17 protein-coding genes and 1 pseudogene are annotated in these 15,093 nt (G+C 70.9%); 16 read left to right on the top strand and 2 right to left on the bottom strand.

Annotated features, from left to right (window positions below; all coding sequences use genetic code 11):
- Positions 1 to 20 precede the first annotated feature (20 nt).
- Positions 21 to 1,079: an ROK family transcriptional regulator gene (locus QP939_RS14025; RefSeq protein ID WP_285459740.1), complete on the top strand. Its 1,059-nt coding sequence runs from the start codon at positions 21 to 23 to the stop codon at positions 1,077 to 1,079.
- Between the two features lie 48 nt (positions 1,080 to 1,127).
- A complete protein-coding gene (locus QP939_RS14020; protein WP_285457192.1) occupies positions 1,128 to 2,678 on the top strand; it encodes a glycosyltransferase family 87 protein in 1,551 nt (516 codons plus the stop codon).
- Here QP939_RS14020 and QP939_RS14015 read toward each other — a convergent pair.
- The gene (locus tag QP939_RS14015; RefSeq protein ID WP_285457191.1) at positions 2,675 to 3,448 is read right to left on the bottom strand and encodes a deoxyribonuclease IV; all 774 of its coding nucleotides are present in this window, start codon (positions 3,446 to 3,448) and stop codon (positions 2,675 to 2,677) included. The two genes, QP939_RS14020 and QP939_RS14015, sit on opposite strands and share 4 nt — an antisense overlap.
- Before the next feature lie 114 nt (positions 3,449 to 3,562).
- Between QP939_RS14015 and QP939_RS14010 the strand changes: the two genes are divergently transcribed.
- From QP939_RS14010 to dnaB, 12 genes and pseudogenes are all read left to right on the top strand, one after another.
- Entirely contained in the window at positions 3,563 to 4,357 is a 795-nt protein-coding gene (locus tag QP939_RS14010) for a hypothetical protein (RefSeq protein WP_285457190.1), read from the top strand.
- 122 nt (positions 4,358 to 4,479) lie between these two features.
- Entirely contained in the window at positions 4,480 to 5,373 is an 894-nt protein-coding gene (locus QP939_RS14005; protein WP_285457189.1) for a hypothetical protein, read from the top strand.
- A gap of 85 nt (positions 5,374 to 5,458) precedes the next feature.
- Positions 5,459 to 6,328: a hypothetical protein gene (locus tag QP939_RS14000; RefSeq protein ID WP_285457188.1), complete on the top strand. Its 870-nt coding sequence runs from the start codon at positions 5,459 to 5,461 to the stop codon at positions 6,326 to 6,328.
- A gap of 103 nt (positions 6,329 to 6,431) precedes the next feature.
- Positions 6,432 to 6,759: pseudogene (gene rpsF / locus QP939_RS13995) on the top strand (30S ribosomal protein S6).
- A gap of 17 nt (positions 6,760 to 6,776) precedes the next feature.
- Positions 6,777 to 7,286 (top strand): single-stranded DNA-binding protein, encoded by a 510-nt coding sequence (locus QP939_RS13990; RefSeq protein WP_285457187.1) that lies wholly within the window; start codon positions 6,777 to 6,779, stop codon positions 7,284 to 7,286.
- A 43-nt stretch (positions 7,287 to 7,329) separates the two neighbouring features.
- The gene (gene rpsR, locus QP939_RS13985; RefSeq protein ID WP_003098744.1) at positions 7,330 to 7,578 is read left to right on the top strand and encodes a 30S ribosomal protein S18; all 249 of its coding nucleotides are present in this window, start codon (positions 7,330 to 7,332) and stop codon (positions 7,576 to 7,578) included.
- Positions 7,579 to 7,592: 14 nt separating this feature from the next.
- Positions 7,593 to 8,051 carry a 50S ribosomal protein L9 gene (gene rplI / locus QP939_RS13980; protein WP_072475378.1) on the top strand — a complete coding sequence of 153 codons (459 nt, stop codon included), beginning with the start codon at positions 7,593 to 7,595 and terminating at the stop codon, positions 8,049 to 8,051.
- Between the two features lie 130 nt (positions 8,052 to 8,181).
- Positions 8,182 to 8,556: a hypothetical protein gene (locus tag QP939_RS13975; protein ID WP_285457186.1), complete on the top strand. Its 375-nt coding sequence runs from the start codon at positions 8,182 to 8,184 to the stop codon at positions 8,554 to 8,556.
- Complete coding sequence (locus QP939_RS13970; RefSeq protein WP_285457185.1) at positions 8,553 to 9,158, top strand: DUF3558 domain-containing protein; 606 nt, start codon at positions 8,553 to 8,555, stop codon at positions 9,156 to 9,158. The genes QP939_RS13975 and QP939_RS13970 overlap by 4 nt, the downstream gene beginning before the upstream one ends.
- A 303-nt stretch (positions 9,159 to 9,461) precedes the next feature.
- Positions 9,462 to 10,514, top strand: coding sequence for a hypothetical protein (locus QP939_RS13965; RefSeq protein WP_285457184.1), 1,053 nt, complete (start codon positions 9,462 to 9,464; stop codon positions 10,512 to 10,514).
- Between the two features lie 96 nt (positions 10,515 to 10,610).
- Complete coding sequence (locus tag QP939_RS13960) at positions 10,611 to 11,399, top strand: ESX secretion-associated protein EspG (protein WP_285457183.1); 789 nt, start codon at positions 10,611 to 10,613, stop codon at positions 11,397 to 11,399.
- A gap of 504 nt (positions 11,400 to 11,903) precedes the next feature.
- Positions 11,904 to 13,316, top strand: a complete 1,413-nt coding sequence (dnaB, locus tag QP939_RS13955; protein ID WP_285459739.1) for a replicative DNA helicase — start codon at positions 11,904 to 11,906, stop codon at positions 13,314 to 13,316.
- Here the strand turns inward: dnaB and QP939_RS13950 are convergent.
- On the bottom strand, positions 13,313 to 13,765 hold the full coding sequence (locus tag QP939_RS13950; protein WP_285457182.1) for a MarR family winged helix-turn-helix transcriptional regulator: 453 nt from the start codon (positions 13,763 to 13,765) through the stop codon (positions 13,313 to 13,315). The genes dnaB and QP939_RS13950 overlap by 4 nt on opposite strands.
- A 67-nt stretch (positions 13,766 to 13,832) precedes the next feature.
- Between QP939_RS13950 and QP939_RS13945 the strand changes: the two genes are divergently transcribed.
- Positions 13,833 to 14,225 (top strand): MarR family winged helix-turn-helix transcriptional regulator, encoded by a 393-nt coding sequence (locus QP939_RS13945; protein ID WP_285457181.1) that lies wholly within the window; start codon positions 13,833 to 13,835, stop codon positions 14,223 to 14,225.
- A gap of 65 nt (positions 14,226 to 14,290) precedes the next feature.
- Positions 14,291 to 15,055, top strand: coding sequence for a dioxygenase family protein (locus QP939_RS13940; RefSeq protein ID WP_285457180.1), 765 nt, complete (start codon positions 14,291 to 14,293; stop codon positions 15,053 to 15,055).
- Positions 15,056 to 15,093: the final 38 nt, after the last annotated feature.

Raw genomic sequence — 15,093 nt, 5'->3', positions numbered from 1 at the left:
GGCGTGCGAAGATCCTGGCCATGGCGGACACCGGGGTGAACCTGCGCGACGTGCGCCAGCACAACCGCGCCCTGCTGCTCACGCACATCCTGCGCGCGGGCGGCCTCAGCCGCGTCGAGCTCGCCGAGCGCACCGGGCTCACCCAGCAGGCCGTCTCCAAGATCGTGCCCGAACTCCTCGACGCCGGCCTGCTGGACGAACAGCGCCAGCCCTCGTCGGGCGTGGGCAAGCCCCGGACCCGGCTGACCATCCGGCCCGGCGCCCGGCACGCGCTCGGCGCGCGCCTCGACCGCGACGAGTACCGCGTCCTGCGCACCAACCTCATCGGCGAGGTCGAGGAGACCGCGGGCGGGCCGCTCCCCGCCGGGTTCACGCCCGAGCAGGCCGTCGAAGCCATCGGCGCCACCGCGCTCGAGCTCGCCGACGGCTTCGACGTGCTCGGCCTCGGCCTCGGCGCGGTCGGGCCGCTGGACCACCACGCCGGCCTGGTCCGCGACGCGACCAACATGCCGGGCTGGCACGACGTCCCCCTGCGCGACCTGCTCGAAAAGCGCACCGGCCTGCCCGTGACGCTCGACAAGAACACGAACTCCGCGGCGTTCGCGCAGCTGTGGCCGCACGGCGAGCCGACGGCGACCGCGGTGGTGCTGGTCGGCACCGGAATAGGTGTCGGCCTGCTCATCGACGGGCGCCTCTACCGCGGCCCCCGGACCAACGCGGGTGAGTTCGGGCACACCACGATCGCCTTCGACGGCCCGCGCTGCGCCTGCGGGCGACGCGGCTGCGTCGAGATCATGGCCAAGCGCGCCCCCGACACGCGGACCGCCGCCGGCTTCCTCGGCATCGGCCTCGCCGACCTCGTCCAGGTGCTCGACCTGGAGCGGATCGTGCTGGCCGGGCGCGCGGTGCGGGACGAACCGGGCGCCTACCGCGACGCCGTCGCGGCCCGCCTCGAGGAGCTGCTGCCGCTGCCGCACTGGCAGCGCATCGAGGTCGTCGAGGACGCCTTCGGGGAGGAGATCGTCACGCGCGGCGCCGCCGCCGAGGTCCTGGCCTCGTACTACGCGAATCCGGCATGATCACCGGCTTCACCGCCGCGAACTCCGATCACCGATACCATCCGCCTCGTGCCAGACGAGACCACGCGCGAGCCGGACCCCGGCCCCGTGACGCTGACGCACGCGGAACGCGTCGTCCCGAGCTGGAACGAGCCCCTCGCGGCGGCGGTCACCAGACCGCTCGGCGGCCCGCTCGGTGAGCACGCGGCGGTCGGCAGGCACTGGTTCTGGTCGCCCCAGCGCGTCGGCCTGCTGCTGGCCACCCTCGCCCTGATGCTCTGCTGGTTCGGCAAGGCCTCCTGCATCCAGCAGTACCAGGACTCCAGCGGCGCCACCCAGCTCGACTGGCGAGCGGGCCGCCCGTTCGTCGCCATGTGCTACTCCGACATCGTGCCGCTCTACAGCTCCGAGCGGCTCGACCGGCCGAGCACCTTCCCGTACTACACGTCGTGGAAGGAGAACTCGCAGACCGCGGAGAACAACACCCGCTACATGGAGTACCCGGTGTTCACCGGCCTCTTCCAGTGGGCGAACGCGAAGCTCGCGGCGGGCTGGTACCACGTCGCCGAGGCGGGCTGGCTGCCCGGCGGGCTCCCGGTGGCCATCTACTTCGACCTGACGGCGTTGTTCCTCGCGATGGCCTGGCTGGTCACCGTGTGGGCGACCGGGCGGACGGTCAAACGCCGTCCGTGGGACATGCTGCTGGTGGCGGCCTCACCGCTGGTGCTGGTGCACGCGTTCACCAACTTCGACGCGATCGCGACCGCGTTCACCGCGACCGGCCTGCTCGCCTGGGCCCGCAAGCGGCCGCTGCTGGCCGGGCTCCTGCTCGGCCTCGGCGCGACGGCCAAGCTCTACCCGCTGTTCCTGCTCGGCGTGCTGTTCGTGCTGTGCCTGCGCGCCGGGAAGCTCACGCCGTTCTGGAAGACCGCGGCCGCCACGGTGCTGACGTGGGTGGTGGTGAACGCGCCGTTCATCCTCACCGCGACCCGCGGCTGGTGGGAGTTCTTCCGGATGAGCACGCTGCGGCCGATGGACCCGGACTCGCTCTACAACGTCATCTCCTACACCACCGGCTGGGCCGGGTTCGACGGCGTGCTGCAGCAGAACCAGACACCGACGTACCTCAACATCGTGGTGGCGGTGCTGTTCCTCGGCTGCTGCGCGGGCATCGCGTACATCGCGCTCGCCGCCCCCCGACGCCCGCGCGTCGGGCAGCTCGCGTTCCTCGTCGTCGCCGCGTTCCTGCTGACGAACAAGGTGTGGAGCCCGCAGTACTCGCTGTGGCTGGTGCCGCTGGCCGTGCTGGCCATCCCGCGCTGGCGGCTGCTGCTGGGCTGGATGCTGATCGACGCGCTGGTCTGGGTGCCGCGGATGTTCTACTACCTCGGCGTCGACCACAAGGGCCTGCCCGAGGGCTGGTTCCTCGGCACGGTCGTGGTCCGCGACCTGGCCGTCGCCGCGCTGTGCGTGCTGGTGGTCCGGGAGATCTACCGCCCGGCGACGGACCTGGTCCGGGCGGCGGGCGACGACGACCCGGCGGGCGGCTTCCTCGACGGCGCCCGGGACGTGATCGTCCCGAACGCCGTCCGGCACCGCCGCAAGGCCGCCGCGGTCTAACCGAGCTGTTCGCGCAGGTAGGCGATGTCGCCGGCCTGCCCGTCGGGCGGGGTCTCGACGACGACCGGGGCACCCGCCTCGCGCGCGACGGCGACCAGGACCTCGGGATCGATCGTGCCTTCGCCCTTGACGACGTTCGCGTGCCGGTCCCGCGTCGAGCCGAACTCGTCGCGGGAGTTGTTGAGGTGCACCAGGTCGATCCGGCCGGTGATCGCCTTGACCTTCTCGACGGCGGTCGAGAGGTCCCAGCCCGCGGCGAACGCGTGGCAGGTGTCCAGGCAGAACCCGGCGCCGAACTCGCCGACCTTGTCCCACAGCCGCGCGATGACGTCGAGGTCGCGGGTGATCGCGTTCTCGCCGCCGGCGGTGTTCTCGATCAGGATCGGGACCTTGAAGCCGCCCTTCTCCTGCTCGCGCTCGAACAGCTTGCGCCAGTTGTCGATCCCGACCTCGACGTCGTCGTTGTCGCCGACGTGCCCGCCGTGCACGATCAGCCCCTTCGCGCCGACCGCGGCCGCGCCGTCGGCGTGCTGCGTGACGTTCTTGCGGGACGGGATCCGGATCCGGTTGTTCAGCGAAGCCACGTTGATCAGGTACGGCGAGTGGATGAACACCTCGACCGGGTCCGCCAGGATGGCCTCGCCCTGCGGGTGCGGCTTCGGGGCCTTCCAGCCCTGCGGGTCGGAGAGGAAGAACTGGACGACGTCGGCTTTGCGCTCGGCGACCGCGGTCAACGGGTCGTCGTCACGGACATGGGCGCCAATCAGCATGCCCAGCACGCTACTCCGGTGCTTCTTCGCCCTGCGGCCCCAGTTCGTGACGCTCGTGGAGTACCGTGAGCGCGTTCCGTGATCCAGATTTGGTCCGACTGCCGGAGGGCATCGATGGGGAAGCACGTCGCCCGGATCACCGCACTGGGGTTCACCTTCGCCGCCGCGGCCACGCTCGCGGCGCCGGGCCTGGCGACCGCCGAACCCAGCCCGACCCTCGGCGGGGACTGCGCGACAACCCTGCAGAACGGCCAGGTCCGCGACGCGAAAACCGGTCTCGTGCTGGACGCGGGCGCCCCGCTCAACACCCCGGACCGGCTGACCGTCGGCCTCGACTCGAGCGCGAAGAACACGGACGGCTCGGCGCCCCTGCTGACCCTGCCGGTCGGTGACACCGTGCGGGCCCTCGGCGTCGGCGACGTGCCGGTGGTCGGCGACGCCGCGACGAACGCCGTGTGCCCGGTCGCGCAGGGCACTGTCAACGCTGTCGGAAACACGACACAGGGCATCCTCGAAGACGTCGGCGCCCCGCCGCTGCCGCTCCCGCCGAACCCGAACCCCCCGGCGCCGAACCCGCCGGCCCCGACGCCGCCCGCACCGAACCCGCCCGGCGGGAGCACCGGCCCGGTCGTCACCGGCCCCGGCGGCGCGGGCCTGCCGGGCGACGCGATCTCGGGCATCTTCACCAACGCCGCCCTGCTGCCGGGCAGCCTGGTGCAGGCCCCAGTGATCGCGCAGGTGATCCCCGGCCAGCAGGTCCCGACGGTCGACGCCGAGAAGTCCGGCACCGCGGAAGCCCTGCCGGGTGTCACCCCGCCGGCGAAGCTGCCGATGCTGCTCGCGGTGCTGGCGCTGGCGATCGTCGCGGCGGCACTCGTCCGGGCGTGGATCCGCCGTTCCCCGGCCTGATTTCACGGTCGGTGATCTCCGCTTCCACTCGAATGCCGGACATTTCTGAGCGAGCGGGCGTCACCGTGCTGCCTTAACGTCGTTGTCCTGGGGAGAGGCGACGAGACAAAGGGGCGGCGAGCATGCGGGATCGGACACGGAGGGCAACGGCGGTCGGTGCGACGGCGTTCGTCCTCGCCGGTTCGGCCGTGCTCGGCATGCCCGGCACGGCCTCGGCCGAGACCAAGACGGTGCCGTGCGGCGGCACCGTGTCCGCCAAGCCCGGCGACACGATCCAGGCCACGACGCCGCTGCTCGGCCTCCCGCTCAACCTCGGTGTCGTCACCGAAGGCACGAAGGTGCTGACCGGGACGATCAACGCCGTGCTGGGCACGCTCTGCAAGGTCACCGTGAACGTGGTGAACACCGTGGTCTCGCCGGTGCCCGTGGTCGGCGCGCCCGCGGCGAGCGCGATCAACCAGGGCGTCGAGAGCGTGACCAGCGGCGCCCAGAGCCTGACCGGCGGTGGCCAGCAGTCGTCGCCGCAGCCGGGCACCGGCGGCAGCCCGCAGCAGCCGCCGTCCGGCGGCACCGGGGGCTCGCCGCAGCAGGGCGGCACCCCCGCCTCGGGCGGCACGGGGATCCCGGAGGCGAACAGCCCGCTGCTGCCCGGGTTCTCGAGCAGCCCCGCGTTCGGCGGCTACCCGTTCACCCTCGGCACGGGCTACGCGCCGATGCGCGACTACAGCGGCATCCCGTTCGCGACGGCCGGGCTGTTCACGCCGTCGCCCGCGATCCGCTACGGCAGCCAGATCCCGGGGTACGCGCCGCAGTACGGCCTCACGAGCCCGGACGAGAACGGGTCGGGCGGCTCTGGCATCCAGACGGCGGGACGGGCCGAAGCGCTACCGTCCGCATCCAACGGCTTCACGGACGGGTCGAATCTGCCGCTGTTGATCGCGGTTCTGGCACTCTCCGGAGTCAGCGCGGGCCTCGTCCGCACCTGGGTGCTCCGCCGAATGGCCGCTGGGAATTGACCCGACTGCCGAGTATCTTTCGCGTATTCCCTTCGTTGATCCTGTTGCCTGGAACGACGCCCCCGTAACCCCTGGAGGAAAGCTCGTGCGGAAGACCCTGACCGTCACCGCCATCGCCGCGTTCATCGCTGGCGGAGCATTCCTCTCCTCGGGCACCGCGTCGGCGAGCCAGCAGGTGGTATCGAACAGCTGCACGGGCTCGGTCACCGGCCAGATGGGCGACCAGGTGGCGATCGACGGGGCTTCGGTCAAGACCCTCGTCACGAACGGCGCGAACAACGCCGGGACCCTCGCGGTCGGCAGCTGGGCGGGCGACTCCATCGCCAAGATCCACGCCATCCCGGTCGGCCAGGTGCCGACCGCCGCGGGCGGCGAGGCCACCGGCGCGGCCATCGGCAAGGCGGTCCGCACCGCGCTGGCCAACTCCGGCACGTGGGGGCTCGGCTTCGACTGGAACAAGACCCTGAACAGCGTGGAGACCACGGTCGCCAAGGCCTGCGGCCTCACGCTGCTCGCCAGCAACTACGTCGCCCCGAGCACCCCGGGCCAGCCGGGCGCCAACCCCGGCACGCCGCAGGGCGGCACCGGGACCGTCCCGGGCGGCACGACCGGCAACCTCTCGAACCTGAACCCCGGCACCACCGGCGGTACGGGCGGCAGCGCGCCGATGCGCGACTACAGCGGCATCCCCACGGCGACCGCGGGCACGGCCGTCGCCCCCGGTATTCGCTACCCGGCGAACGGCACCCTCCCCGGCGACGCCTCCGCGCCGCAGGCCGGCCAGGGCGACCAGAGCGGACAGGGCGCGAACATCCGCGACGCGGGCAACGCGCAGGCGCTGGCCTCGAACGGCGCGTCGAGCGACGTGCAGCTGCCGATGCTGCTCGCGGTGATCGTGCTCGCCGGCGTCACCGCCGGGCTGGTCCGCACCTGGGTCCTGCGCCGCGCGAGCTGACCCCCGGCGTCCGGTCCCGCCGGTACCCCCAGGTAGCCTTACCTGGACAAACCCTCCTGCCACGGACAGTCCGTGGCCGCGAGCCCATAGGAGGTGAGTGGTTGTGTCACGCCATTACGAGGTAATGGTCATCCTGGACCCCACGCTCGACGAGCGCACGGTCGCCCCCACGCTGGACAACTTCCTCAACGTGATCCGCACTTCGGGCGGTTCCGTGGAGAAGGTCGACGTCTGGGGCCGTCGTCGCCTCTCGTACGAGATCAAGAAGCACGCCGAGGGCATCTACGCGCTGCTCGACCTGAACTCCTCGGCCGACGCGGTCGAGGAGGCTCGACCGGCAGCTGTCGCTGCAGGAGACCGTGCTCCGCACCAAGGTCATGCGTCGCGAGGTCAAGCGCGCCGCGGCCAAGCCCGCTGCCGCCAAGGCCTGAGCCCGAGGGGAACCCCGATGGCTGGAGACACCGTCATCACGGTGGTCGGCAACCTGACGTCCGACCCGGAACTGCGCTTCACCCCGTCCGGTGCGGCGGTCGCGAACTTCACCGTCGCGTCCACCCCGCGCACCCTCGACCGGCAGTCCGGCGAGTGGAAGGACGGCGAGGCGCTGTTCCTGCGCTGCAACATCTGGCGGCAGGCGGCGGAGAACGTCGCCGAGTCCCTGACCCGCGGCGCCCGCGTCGTCGTGCAGGGCCGCCTGAAGCAGCGCTCGTTCGAGACGAAGGAAGGCGAGAAGCGCACCGTCGTCGAGCTCGAGGTCGACGAGATCGGGCCCTCGCTGCGCTACGCCACGGCCAAGGTCAACAAGGTCAGTCGCGGTGGCGGCGGCGGTGACTTCGGCGGCGGCGGTGGCGGCGGCAACCGCGGTGGCGGTGGCGGCATGCCGGCCGACGACCCGTGGGGCTCGGCCCCGCCCGCCGGTGGCGGCGGTGGCGGCTTCAGCGACGAGCCCCCGTTCTGATCTCGTACACATCCACACAGATTTGACTTTCCAGGAGTAACCAGTGGCCAAGCCACCCATCCGCAAGCCCAAGAAGAAGGTCTGCGTGTTCTGCAAGGCCGAGAAGAAGGGCCGCCCGGAACTGATCGACTACAAGGACACCAACCTGCTGCGGAAGTACATCTCCGACCGCGGCAAGATCCGTGCCCGTCGCGTCACCGGCAACTGCAGCCAGCACCAGCGTGACATCGCCATCGCGGTCAAGAACTCCCGCGAGATGGCGCTGCTGCCCTACACCTCGACCGCGCGCTAAGGGAGGGCACTGACATGGCGAAGATCATCCTCACCACGGACGTGGCCAACCTGGGCGGCCCCGGCGACATCGTCGAGGTCAAGGACGGCTACGCACGCAACTACCTGCTCCCGCGGGGCTACGCGATCGTGGCCTCCAAGGGCGCGGAGAAGAACGTGCGCACCATCCAGCGCGCGCAGGAGAGCCGTCGCATCCGCGACCTCGACCACGCCAAGGAGATCAAGGCGACGCTGGAGGGCCTCGGCGCCATCCAGCTCACCGGCAAGGCGGCCGAGGGCTCCAAGAAGCTCTTCGGTTCGATCACCGCCGGCGAGATCGTCGACGCGATCAAGGCGGCCGGTGGCCCGCTGCTCGACAAGCGCGTCATCGAGCTGCGCGACCACATCAAGACCGTCGGCAAGCACTCGGTCGGCGCCCGGCTGCACCCGGACGTGAAGGTCGACGTGCGGCTCGAGGTCAAGGCCGCGCAGTAAGGCAGTACGTCGTGGAAGGCGGGTCGTCCCTGGTGGGCGGCCCGCCTTCACGCTTTTCGGGGAACCTCGGACACACTTGCGGCGTCGGAGGACAATAGGAGCGGACGTGGAAGGGGATGGGGTACTTCAGATGGCCAACGAGGTGAGCATGTCCGCGCCGGCCAACAGCGGCGGCGGGGGAGCGGGCGGCGGCGGCTTCACGTTCGACGCCGACAAGATCGACGCCATCATCAAGAAGTGGCAGGACCTCCAAGCCGACCTCAAGCGCGACTACGACGACGCCAACCTGATGGCGAACGTCAAGGCGCCCGGCAAGGAGTTCGCCAGCGGCGACTGGGAGAAGCTCGCGAACCCGTCCGGCAAGGCGTTCCTCGAGCAGAACAAGAAGATGCAGGAGTACGTCAAGAACTACATCGACGCGCTCACCGCGGCCAAGCAGAAGATCACCACCAAGGAGTCGGACACGCAGGCCGACCTTTCGAAGACGGGGAACCAGGCCACGTGAACCGACGACTCCTCGCCGTCCCGGCCGTGGCTTTCGCCGTGCTCGCCGTCGTGGGCTGCACCGGCAAGACCGGCGGCACGCCCAACCCGGCGCCGACTTCGGCCGAGACCAGCAGCAGCGACTCGAGCGGCGGTGGCGGCGGTTCCGCGCCGAAGGTGCCGAGCCCGCTGAACACCGCGTCGATCACCTCGGACGCCTGCGCGACGCTGTCGGCGTCCGCGCGCGCCACCCTCGGCCTCGGCGAAGGCACGCCGCGGACCACGTCGAACGGCCCGAGCTGCACGTTCCAGGAGGCCGACGACCCCGGCAACCAGATCGACGTGACCACGGTGACGGCGAACAAGAACGGCCTCAGCGACGTCTACGACACGAAGGGCAACGACGCCTACTTCGAAGAGACGCAGATCAGCGGCTACCCCGGCGTGTACGCGGCCGCGCTCGACGACCGCTCCAGCGGCAAGTGCGGCCTGTTCGTCGGCGTGACCGACGAGCTCTCGGTCAACATCCTGGCGCAGTACGACCACGGCGCCGGCGCGTCCGACCCCTGCCCGGTGGTGGCGAAGTTCGGCGAGGCGATGATCCAGACCTTGAAGGAGGGCTGAGATGCTGGAACTGGTGCTGCTCGGCGGGTTCGCCGCGTACAACATGGCGACCACGCATTCGGACGACCACACGTCGGTGCAGGGCGATCGCAAGATCGACTGCTACGACATCTGGGAGAAGATCACCACCGGACCCGGCACCGGCTCCATCCAGAACGGGCAGGCGGCGGCGAGCAGGCTGCGGGGCGCCTACTCGGAGCGGCTCACCACCATCGACACGCTGGCCAAGGAGATGGACGCGGCCTGGACCGGCGGCGGCGGCGAGGCGGCGCAGAACGCCGAGCGCACCCGCTGCGGGTGTGGATGGAGGACTCGAACACCAAGCTCACCGACTCCGACAAGTACCTCGGCGAGCAGAACACCGCGTTCACCACGGTGCACGCGCAGGTCCAGGAGGTCCCGAAGGACCCGCCGAAGAACAACCTGCTCAACGCGATGACGCCGTGGACGACCGACACCGACCGGGCGATCCGCGACTACAACACCAAGGGCCAGGCCAACGTCGACGCCTTCAACACCTACTACAAGGCGAGCAACGACAACGGCCAGAAGATGCCGACCTACTCCGCGCTCGAAGGGCAGCAGGAGAACGTCAGCGTCGACCCCGGCAAGAACGGCAAGAAGAAGCCGGGCGACGACGGCAAGAACGGCACCGGCGACGGCGATGGGAACGGCAACGGCAACGGCACCGGGTCCACGCCCGGCGTGAACATGCCCGGCCCCGGCGGCGTCCCGTCCTTCCCCGGCCAGCCGAACGTCCCGCCCGGTGGCAGCTTCGACCCGGGCAAGCCGCCCGGCTTCGACCCCACCAAACCCCCCGGGTTCGACCCGACGAAGCCCCCGGGCTTCGACCCGTCGATCCCGCCCGGTGGCACGTACACGCCGCCGAGGTTCGACGACGGCACGCACTCGTCGGGCTGGACGCCGCCGAAGATCCCGGGCGCCGGCGGCTTCGGCCCCGGCGGCTCGGGTGGCGCGGGCGACTTCTCGATCCCCGGTGGCGGCGGCGGTTTCGGCCCCGGCGGGTCGGGCGGGATCGGCGACCCGACGGCGGGCTTCGGCCCGGGCGGCGCGGGCTTCGGGCCCGGCGGCTCGACCGGCGCGGCCGTGCCGGGTGGCGCGGCCGGGGCCGGCCGCGGCGGCGTGGGTGCCGGCGGCGGCGCGATGGGTGCGGGCGGCGCGGGCGCCGGGCGCACCGGTGCCACCGGGATGGGTGGCATGGGCGGCATGGGCCACGGCGCCCGCGGCCAGGGCGGCGGCGACGAGGAACGGACGTCGAAGTACCTGCTCGGCGACGACCCGAACGAGATCTTCGGGACCGACGAGCTGACCGCGCCGCCGGTCATCGGCGAGTAGCGCACGCGGGAGCGCCGGGCGCGTGCCAAGATGGGCGCGCCCGGCTCTTCGGTGTTCACCGGGCTCACCAAGCTGATTTTCCTAGGGGGAAGTGCGGTGCTGGACAGGCAGGTCACCATCTCGACCGGCACCCTGATCAACCTGATCCGGCGCCGGGGCGGCGAGCCGCACACCGTGCTGTCGGAGAAACCGACCTGGTACAGCGAAGAGGCCCAGCGCGCCGAGGACGAGCGGGTCAACGCCGAGCTCGCCAAGGCCGGGCTGTTCGGCCCGCGCGGCATGCACCCGGGGTTCGTCGCGACGGTCGAGGCGATCGCCCGGCCGCAGCTGGAGTACTACGGCTGGATCGACGGCGGGTTCCAGGGCAAGCCGGTGAGCTACCGGCTGCTGGCCGGCAGCGCCGGCGGCGAGGCGTTCGTGCTGGCCAAGCACGAGGAGCTGGACGTCGTAGTGCTCGAGTCCACCCGGCCGGGCGAGCTGCTCGACGACTTCCTCGGCCAGATCCCGAAGCTGGCCCCCGGCCGCGGGACGCCGCTCGCGGTGCCGAAGAGCCAGATCGAGGGAACCGCGCGCAACGACGAAGGCGCGTTCGCCGTGCTCCGCAACGACCGCCCGGCCGAGGGTTCGCAGGAGGTCGAGGAGATCCGCCGCATCCTCGCGCTACGCCGAATGGGGAGCGGCAGCCTGTACGTCGCGGCCCGCAGCCGGACCGGCTCGTGGCAGCGGATCGAACGCCCGGTGAACTACATCGATACCTCGGAAGGCCGGTGGCTGACCGAAGAGGTTCCGGGGCGCGGGGAGAACCGGATCGCCTTCACCCCGGCCGACCAGCGCGTTCTCGCTGACCGGTTACGCAGCGCACAGAGCCGGCTCACCGCGGCCTGATCGCCGCGCCCGTCAGCCCACCGGGTGGCGCCTCTACCCTCCGTAGCATTCATCCACAGGTCGCGTGGGCCAATGGGCCCGAGCTGGTCCACGACACGCCGAACGACGGACTTTCCGCGACACGCCGAACGAGTTTCAGGGAAGTTCTCCACACCTTGTTCACAGGTCCTGACCTGCGGATTTACCAAAGGCGATCACGCTTGTCCCCAACTTGTCCACAGCTGTCGCGGCACCTGTGACTGGTTACCCCCATTCATCCCCAGGTTGTCCACAGAAGGGTCCCCATCCTGAATTGCCATCGGCCTTCCGGGGGATCTAGCGTGCCCGCTCGGGCCTGTACTCACGGTGGCGCCCCGCGTGTCTGCGACAGCCGCGCGGCGTTCTCACCGATCATCGGGAGGACGGGTCCGGGACGGAAGAGCACGGGCCGGGCCGCGTGCTTCGAGAGCGAAGATCCGGCATACTCGAACGAGTGTTCGACATGATGAGGAGGTGTCCGGAGCGGTGGCGCTGACCGACGACCGCGGTCCGATGTACGCGGAGTCCGACCCGGGTCCCAGCGACCCCGGTGGCGGCTCCGGCGGCGGGTTCGACCGCCAGCCACCGCAGGACATCGCGGCCGAGCAGTCCGTGCTCGGCGGCATGCTGCTGTCCAAGGACGCCGTCGCCGACGTCATCGAAGCGCTCGGCCCCGACGACTTCTACCGGCCCGCCCACCAGGCCATCTACGACTGCATCCTCGACCTCTACGGCCGCGGCGAGCCCGCCGACCCGATCACGGTGTCGGCCGAGCTGGAGCGGCGCGGGGAGCTGGGCCGCGTCGGCGGCGCCCCCTACCTGCACACGCTGATCGCGACGGTGCCGACGGCGGCGAACGCGGGCTACTACGCGGAGATCGTTGCGGAGAAGGCGGTGCTGCGCCGGCTCGTCGAGGCGGGCACCCGGATCGTGCAGTACGGCTACGGCGCGGCCGCGGCCGACGGCGCGAACATCGACGAGGTCGTCGACCGCGCGCAGGCCGCGATCTATGACGTCACCGAGCGCCGGACCAGCGAGGACTACGTCGCGCTGGAAGAGCTGCTGCAGCCGACGATGGACGAGATCGACGCGATCGCCTCGCGCGGCGGCCAGTCCCAGGGCATCCCGACCGGGTTCACCGACTTCGACGAGCTGACCAACGGGCTGCACCCGGGCCAGATGATCATCGTCGCCGCGCGCCCCGGTGTCGGCAAGTCGACACTGGGGCTGGACTTCGCTCGGTCGGCGTCGATCCGGCACGGCCTGACCAGCGTCATCTTCTCGCTGGAAATGAGCCGGACCGAGATCGTCATGCGCATGCTCTCGGCCGAGGCCAAGATCCGCCTCGCCGACATGCGCGGCGGCAAGATGTCCGACGACGACTGGACGCGGCTGGCCCGCCGGATGAGCGAGGTCTCCGAGGCACCGCTGTTCGTCGACGACTCGCCGAACATGACGATGATGGAGATCCGCGCGAAGGCGCGCCGGTTGAAGCAGCGCAACGACCTGAAGCTCGTCGTTCTCGACTACCTCCAGCTGATGACGTCCGGCAAGCGCGTCGAGTCGCGGCAGCAGGAAGTCTCGGAGTTCTCGCGGCAGATGAAGCTGCTGGCGAAGGAGATCGAGGTCCCGGTGATCGCGATCAGCCAGCTGAACCGTGGTCCGGAACAGCGCACGGACAAGCGCCCGATGCTGTCCGACCTGCGTGAGTCCGGCTCACTGGAGCAGGACGCCGACCTCGTCATCCTGGTCAACCGCCCGGACGCCTGGGAGCGCGACGACCCGCGCGCGGGTGAGGCGGACCTGATCATCGCGAAGCACCGCGCCGGCCCGACGGCGACGATCACCGTCGCGCACCAGCTGCACTACAGCCGCTTCGTCGACCTCTCGCACGACTAGCCGAGAGCGCCGTACCCGCGGACGAAGGCCGTGAGGAGCCTGCCGAAGTTCTCGCGGTCCTCCTCCGGCCAGTCCGCCATGGCCTCGGCGAACACCGAGCGGCGAAAGGCGTGCATCTCCTCCAGGTGCGCCTGACCGGCTTCGGTCGGCACGAGCACGGCCCGTCGTCCGTCGCGCTGGTCGGCTTCGCGGCGCAGCAGACCCTGCTCGACCGCGCGCGCCACGAGGCGGCTGGCGCGCGGCTGGTCGACGCCCATCGCCGCGCTCAACGCGGTCACCGTGCTGGCCTCGCCGCGGTCGGCGAGTTCCTCGACGACGTCGAGCAGCTCGTGCACCGGGTCGTGCGCGCCGCGGCCGCGGGCCTTGCCGATCCGGCTCAATGCCCGCCGCTGCTGGCTGCGGCGGATCGCGATCATCCCGCGCTCGACCTCGGCCACCGCGTCCGTCATGGTTGCTCCACCTCCGAACTACATGTACTTTTACATGTAGTTGTTCATCGACATCTCCGGAGCACTCATGAAACCCCTCGGCTGGTGGCTTCGCCACCTCCACGAGCTTCTCGAATCCTCCATGGGCCGGGTCCTCGACGCGGAGTCGCTGACCCGGCGGCATTGGCAGGTACTCAACACGATCGCCCTCGGCGCCCGCACGCCGGAGGAGATCGACTCGGCCATGGCGCCGTTCGTCGCCGCGGAGGGGTCGATGACCCCGAAGGTGGCCGACTTGCGCGAGCGCGGCTGGGTCGCCGGAAACGGTGAGCTCACCGACTCCGGCCGGGAGGCACACGCGCGCGTCGAGGAGCGCGTCAAAGCCTTCCGCGCGTCGGCGATCGACGGCATCAGCGACGACGACTACCGCACGACGATCCGCACCCTGGAACGCTGCGCGGCGAACCTCGAAGCCGCCTGAGGAATATCCCGAGGCGAGGCGACGTAGAACTCTAGTAGTTGAACTTTCAAGCACTGGAGCCGTCGATGTCCGCCACCCCGGTCCTCTACCTCAGCCACGGCGCCCCGCCGCTCGCCGACGACGCCACGTGGACCCGCCAGCTCGCCGCCTGGTCCGCCGACCTCCCGAAGCCCCGCGCGATCCTGGTGGTCTCGGCGCACTGGGAAGAGGCGCCGCTGACCATCGGGGCCACGACGACCGTGCCGCTCGTCTACGACTTCTGGGGTTTCCCCGACCGCTACTACGAGGTGAAGTACGCGTCGCCGGGTGCGCCGGAGCTGGCGGAGAAGGTGCGGAAGCTCCTCCGCTCGACCGACACGCCGGTGCACGACGCGCCGGAACGCGGGCTCGACCACGGCGCCTACGTGCCGCTCGTCGAGATGTACCCGGACGCCGACATCCCGGTGCTGCAGATCTCGATGCCCTCGCTCGACCCGCGGGAGCTGTTCGACCTCGGCCGCAAGCTCGCGCCGCTGCGCGACGAAGGCGTGCTGATCATCGGCAGCGGCTTCTTCACCCACAACCTCAGCGGCATGGCCCGCGCCACCGACGGCACCCCGCCGTCGTGGTCGGCCGAGTTCGACCACTGGGGCGACGAGGTCCTGCGCAGCGGCGACGTCGACACGCTGCTCGACTTCCGCCACAAGGCCCCGGCCGCGACCCTCGCGCACCCGCGGATCGAGCACTTCGCCCCGCTGTTCGTCTCCCTCGGCGCCAGTTCGGCGGAAGGCCGCACGGTGATCGACGGGTTCTGGCACGGCCTGGCGAAGCGGTCCTTGCAGTTTTCCTGAAGACGCGAACGAGCCCCAGGAGCCGGTCTGGCTCCTGG

This window comes from Amycolatopsis nalaikhensis (assembly GCF_030264295.1).
Classification (GTDB): domain Bacteria; phylum Actinomycetota; class Actinomycetes; order Mycobacteriales; family Pseudonocardiaceae; genus Amycolatopsis; species Amycolatopsis nalaikhensis.
The sequence above is the reverse complement of the archived record's forward strand: the minus strand, read 5'-3'. Positions and strand labels throughout refer to the sequence as shown.

Bases quoted from the DNA above. Each gene is read 5' to 3' on its own strand.
- QP939_RS14025 (WP_285459740.1), top strand. From the start codon at position 21: ATGGCGGACACCGGGGTGAACCTGCGCGACGTGCGCCAGCACAACCGC.
- QP939_RS14015 (WP_285457191.1), bottom strand. From the start codon at position 3,448: ATGCTGATTGGCGCCCATGTCCGTGACGACGACCCGTTGACCGCGGTC.
- QP939_RS14010 (WP_285457190.1), top strand. From the start codon at position 3,563: ATGGGGAAGCACGTCGCCCGGATCACCGCACTGGGGTTCACCTTCGCC.
- QP939_RS14005 (WP_285457189.1), top strand. From the start codon at position 4,480: ATGCGGGATCGGACACGGAGGGCAACGGCGGTCGGTGCGACGGCGTTC.
- QP939_RS13990 (WP_285457187.1), top strand. From the start codon at position 6,777: ATGGCTGGAGACACCGTCATCACGGTGGTCGGCAACCTGACGTCCGAC.
- rplI (WP_072475378.1), top strand. From the start codon at position 7,593: ATGGCGAAGATCATCCTCACCACGGACGTGGCCAACCTGGGCGGCCCC.
- QP939_RS13975 (WP_285457186.1), top strand. From the start codon at position 8,182: ATGGCCAACGAGGTGAGCATGTCCGCGCCGGCCAACAGCGGCGGCGGG.
- QP939_RS13965 (WP_285457184.1), top strand. From the start codon at position 9,462: ATGGAGGACTCGAACACCAAGCTCACCGACTCCGACAAGTACCTCGGC.
- QP939_RS13950 (WP_285457182.1), bottom strand. From the start codon at position 13,765: ATGACGGACGCGGTGGCCGAGGTCGAGCGCGGGATGATCGCGATCCGC.
- QP939_RS13945 (WP_285457181.1), top strand. From the start codon at position 13,833: ATGAAACCCCTCGGCTGGTGGCTTCGCCACCTCCACGAGCTTCTCGAA.
- QP939_RS13940 (WP_285457180.1), top strand. From the start codon at position 14,291: ATGTCCGCCACCCCGGTCCTCTACCTCAGCCACGGCGCCCCGCCGCTC.